Origin of the sequence: Dietzia sp. CW19 (assembly GCF_014145265.1) — a bacterium.
Lineage (GTDB): Bacteria > Actinomycetota > Actinomycetes > Mycobacteriales > Mycobacteriaceae > Dietzia > Dietzia natronolimnaea.
Genome location: NZ_JAALEE010000121.1, coordinates 1 through 4,786, shown reverse-complemented (window position 1 = coordinate 4,786; position 4,786 = coordinate 1). Strand labels below are relative to the sequence as shown.

The 4,786-nt window shown below is 71.4% G+C and carries 3 protein-coding genes; all 3 read left to right on the top strand.

From position 1 onward, the window contains the following. The coding region (locus G6021_RS04295) for a cutinase family protein (RefSeq protein WP_182610130.1) at positions 1–877 on the top strand (877 nt) is incomplete at its 5' end. Positions 878–988: 111 nt separating this feature from the next. Further along, a complete protein-coding gene (gene fadD32 / locus G6021_RS04290) occupies positions 989–2,989 on the top strand; it encodes a long-chain-fatty-acid--AMP ligase FadD32 (protein WP_095717077.1) in 2,001 nt (666 codons plus the stop codon). Positions 2,990–3,076: 87 nt separating this feature from the next. Then, positions 3,077–4,786 (top strand): type I polyketide synthase (locus G6021_RS04285; RefSeq protein WP_241736423.1); only part of this gene is annotated, 1,710 nt, incomplete at its 3' end.

The window sequence follows — 4,786 nt, the reverse complement described above, 5'->3', positions numbered from 1 at the left end:
CGGCTGGTGGATCGGTGACCGGGGACTGCCGACGGGTCCGGACGGCCCGCTGCCCGGCCCGGCGGAGCCGGAGCTGACCCAGCCCGCGGATTGCCCCGACGTGCAGATGATCGCCGTGCCGGGCACCTGGGAGAGCAGCCCCACCGACGACCCCTACGCGCCGTCGTTCCTGCCCAACGCGCTGCTCAAGACCATCACGGACCCGCTGGGGGAGCAGTACCCCGCCGAGCGCCTGGAGGTCTTCACGGTCCCGTACGTGGCACAGTTCCGGAACCCCCAGCGCCCCGACGAGATCACCTACGACCAGAGCCGGGCCGAGGGCACGGATCGCGCGCGCGCCGAGTTGGTCGCGGTCCACGACCGCTGCCCGTACACCTCCTACATCCTGCTCGGCTTCTCCCAGGGGGCGGTGATCGCCGGCGACCTCACCAGCGAGATCGGCACCGGCAACGGGCCGGTCCCGGCGGAGCTCGTCCGGGGTTCGGTCCTCATCGCCGACGGTCGGCGCCTGCCCGGCGAGGGCCAGTCCCCGGGGCTGTCGCCGGGGACCGGTCAGGGGATGGAGATCTCGCTCCAGCCGGTGACGGGCTTCACGCAGCTCATCGCGGGTGCCACCATGACCGGCCCGCGGCCCGGCGGCTTCGGGGCGCTCGACGACCGGACCGCCCAGATCTGCGACTCCCGGGACCTCATCTGCAACGCCCCGCTCAACGTGGTGGACGGGGCGGCCCGGTTCCAGGAGTTCGTCGCCAACAACGCCATCCACGCCATGTACGCGACCAACCCGGACGTCGTCATGGGGACCACGGTTCCGGAGTGGACCATCGGACACGTGCGGGAACTCGTCGACGCGGCACCGGAGATCGCCCACGACTGACCGCCCGACCGAGTACCGTGCATGGGCGCGACACGCCTGGCCGGGTCGAGGATTCGGAGTTCGGATGTGCGCAGGGGCACGCTGTAAGATCGACCAAGCTTGTCGCCCGGTATGTCCGAGGTCGGCGACGTCGACCATCCAGTCATCGGTTCGGAACGGAGCAACGTGGAGTTCGAGCAGTACCACGACGCCAGCGGGGCGATCGTCATCCCTGATCGCACCACCCTGGTCGACTTCGTCGAATCCAACGTCTCCGCAGCACGCCGGGACCCCGCGGCGGACGGGCTGATCTACCGCTACATCGACTACTCGTCGTCGCGGCAGGGTGAGGTCGCCGAACTGTCGTGGTCGGACTTCGGGGACCGGCTCTACGCCATCGCCGCACGGCTGCAGCAGGTGGCGGAGCGGGGAGACCGCGTGGCCATCCTCGCGCCCCAGGGGCTCGACTACATCGTCTCGTTCTTCGCCGCCATCCACGCCGGTCTCACCGCCGTGCCGTTGTTCGATCCGGACGAGCCGGGTCATCACGACAGACTCCACGCGGTCCTCGGGGACTGCACGCCGTCCGTCATCCTCACCTCCACCGAGTCGGCGGCGGGGGTCCGCAAGCTCTTCCGCGACCTGCCCGCCCGGGAGCGGCCCCGCACGGTCGCCGTCGACGCGATCCCCGCCGAGCTGGGCTCGGGCTGGACCCGGCCCGATCTGGGTGCGGACGACATCGCCTACCTGCAGTACACCTCCGGGTCGACCCGCGTCCCCGCCGGCGTGGAGATCACGCACCGCAACGTCGTCACCAACGTCATGCAGCTCTTCGACGGGCTGGGCCTGACCCGCGCCTCCCGCGGCGTGACCTGGCTGCCGCTGTTCCACGACATGGGTCTGCTCACCGTGATCCTGCCGGCGATGGGCGGCGCCACGATCACCGTCATGAGCCCCCGGGCCTTCGTGCAGCGTCCCGGGCGGTGGGTCACCCAGCTCGGGGCGATGTCCGACGGCGACGGGGTCTTCGCCGCCGCCCCCAACTTCGCGTTCGAACACGCGGCCCGTCGTGGCCTGCCCCGGGAGGGCGAGTCGCTCGACCTCTCCGGGGTCACCAGCATCATCAACGGGTCCGAGCCGGTCACCCCCGCCTCGATGCGCGCGTTCAACGAGGCGTTCGCCCCGTACGGGTTGGCGCCGACCGCCATCAAGCCCTCCTACGGCATGGCCGAGGCGACGCTCTTCGTCTCCTCGCCCCGCAAGGACGACGAGGCGATCGTCATCCACGTGGACCGGGAGGACCTCAACAAGGGCGTCATGACCGTCCTGGACCCCGACGCGGTGGAGGGCAACGAGGACGCCATCCCGCAGGTGGCGTGCGGGTACGTGGCCCCCAGCCAGTGGGCGGTGATCGTCGAGCCGGGTGTCGACGGGTCGACGGGCGAGCACGACGGCACCGGCCGGGAACTGCCCGAGGGCCGGGTCGGGGAGATCTGGCTCTACGGCACCAACGTCGGGCGGGCCTACTGGGGTCGGCCGGAGGAGTCCGAGGCCACGTTCGGCAACAGGCTCACGGAGCGGCTCCCGGAGCACTCGAGGACGGTGCGCGAGTTCGGCACCGTCCCCGAGGACGCACGGTGGCTCCGCACGGGTGACTACGGCGCCTACGTGGACGGCCAGCTGTACATCACCGGTCGGGTCAAGGACCTCGTGATCGTCGCCGGACGCAATCACTACCCGCAGGATCTCGAGAACACCGCGCAGGACGCCTCCGCCTCGCTGCGCCCGGGCTTCGTCGCCGCGTTCTCCGTGCCGGCCAACCAGCTCCCGATCGACGCCCGTAACGGCGCCGTGATCCCCTCCGATGACTCCTCGGAGACCCTCGTGGTGGTGGGCGAGCGCGCCCCCGGTGCGGGGAAGGCGGATCCCGGACCCATCGCGGACGCGGTCCGCTCGGCGATCTCGGCGAGGCACGGGGTCACCGCGCAGGACGTGATCCTGGTCCCCGCCGGGTCCATCCCCCGAACCTCCAGCGGCAAGATCGCCCGCCGCGCCTGCAAGACCGCCTACGTCGGCGGGACCCTGCGGGGAGGCCACCAGCAGACGGCCTTCCCCGACGAGCCGGCGGAGTAGTTTCCGGGCCGCGTCACGGCACCACCGGTGCGCGGCGGCGACGGGCGAGCACACCGGACGAGACCCGATGGAAAGGCGATCCCCACGATGGCACAGAGCGAGATGACGGTAGTAGAGCTCCGCGACTGGTTGCGGGGCTGGGTCTCCCGGGCCACCGGGCTCGACGTCGCCAAGGTGACCGACGACCGCTCCCTCGAGGAGTTCGGGCTGTCCTCCCGGGACGCGGTGACCCTCTCGGCGGATCTCGAGGACCTGCTCGGCCGTCCCCTGGACGCCACGGTGGCCTACCAGCACCCCACCATCGCCTCTCTCGCCGAGTACGTGGTCAACGGACCGGCCGAGATCGACGAGCCCGGAGACCTCCACACCTTCCGCCACCGTGGGGCGGGGATGGAGTTCGACGTCGCCGTGATCGGCTTCGCCACCCGTTTCCCGGGCGGCGCGGACTCGCCCGAGGCCACCTGGGAACTGCTGTCCGAGGGCCGGGACGCCACCAGCCCGCGTCCGGCGACCCGCTGGTCCGAGTGGGCGGGTGACTCCTACGTCCAGCAGGTCCTGGCCGAGGCCCCGGACCGGGGCGGGTGGCTCGACGACTCCGAGGTGCGGGACTTCGACGCCGAGTTCTTCGGCATGAGTCCCCGCGAGGCGGAGATGGTGGACCCGCAGCAGCGGCTCGCACTCGAGCTCACCTGGGAGGCCCTCGAGCACGCGCACCTGCCCGCGAGTGACCTCAAGGGCCACGAGGTGGGCGTGTTCATCGGTTCGTCGTCCAGCGACTACCAGGTGTTCCTCACCTCCGACTCCGCCGCCGCCTCCCCGTACGCGGTCACGGGCGCCTCCAACTCGATCATCTCCAACCGGGTGTCGTACACGTTCGACTTCCGCGGCCCCTCGATGACCCTGGACACCGCGTGCTCGACCTCCCTGGTCGCGATCCACGAGGCCGTCAACTCGCTGCGCCTGCACGAGTCCGACCTGGCCGTGGCCGGTGGCGTCAACATGATGCTGGCGCCCGCCGCCACCATGGGCTTCGCCAAGACCGGGGCCGCGCTCAGCCCCGACGGGCGCATCAAGGCCTTCTCCTCCGACGCCAACGGCATCTGCCGGGCGGAGGGCGGGGGACTGTTCATCCTGAAGCGCCTGTCCGAGGCCGAACGGGACGGGGACGTGGTCCTCGCCGTCATCAAGGGGTCCGCCGTCAACTCCGACGGACGCTCCAACGGGATGACCGCCCCCAACCCGGACGCCCAGGTGGCGGTGCTGCGCCAGGCGTACGCCGACGCGGGTGTGGACCCGAGGGACGTCGACTACATCGAGGCCCACGGCACGGGCACGATCCTCGGTGACCCCATCGAGGCCACCGCGATCGGACAGGTGCTCGGCCGCGGCCGCGACGCCGATCGACCCACGCTGCTGGGCTCGGCCAAGACCAACTTCGGGCACATGGAGTCGGCGGCCGGTGCCGCGGGCCTGGCCAAGATCATCCTCGGGATGGGGCACGACTCGCTCCCGCCCACCCTCAACTTCGCCGGCCCCAACCCGTACATCGACTTCGACGCCGCGCGGCTGAGCGTCGTCACGGAGAACCGGCCGTGGCCGCGCTACAGCGGCCGGGCGCTGGCCGGTGTCTCCGGATTCGGCTTCGGCGGGACCAACGCCCACGTCGTGGTGGCCGAGTACCAGCCCGCCCCGGTCCGGGCCGCTCAGCAGACCGATCCGCAGACGGTCGACTCACAGACGGTCGATTCGCAGGCGACCGGCGCCGAGGACACCGTCGCGCGGACGGCCGACGCGGGG